General features: G+C 70.2%; 1 pseudogene. It reads left to right on the top strand.

From position 1 onward, the window contains the following. Positions 1-130: 130 nt before the first annotated feature. A pseudogene (locus tag ADL05_RS04680) lies at positions 131-329 on the top strand (succinate--CoA ligase subunit alpha); the annotation flags it as partial.

Genomic DNA, 329 nt, shown 5'->3' with positions numbered 1-329 from the left:
AACAACGCCGAGCTGGGCCGCCAGATCCTGACCGAGCGCGCGCACCCCGCGGTGCGCCAGGTCGACACGATGGACGGCGCCGCCGCACAGGCCGCCGAGCTCGCGGCGAAGTAGGGGACTGACACACACCATGGCTATCTTCCTGAACAAGGACAGCAGGGTGCTGGTCCAGGGCATGACCGGCTCTGAGGGCACCAAGCACACCCGCCGCATGCTCGCCTCGGGCACCGGCATCGTGGGCGGGGTCAACCCGCGCAAGGCCGGCCAGAAGGTCGACTTCGACGGCGCCGAGGTGCCGGTCTTCGGATCGGTGTCCGAGGGCATGGCCG

It is taken from the genome of Nocardiopsis sp. NRRL B-16309 (assembly GCF_001279585.1).
Taxonomy (GTDB): Bacteria; Actinomycetota; Actinomycetes; order Streptosporangiales; family Streptosporangiaceae; genus Nocardiopsis.
The sequence above is the reverse complement of the archived record's forward strand: the minus strand, read 5'-3'. Positions and strand labels throughout refer to the sequence as shown.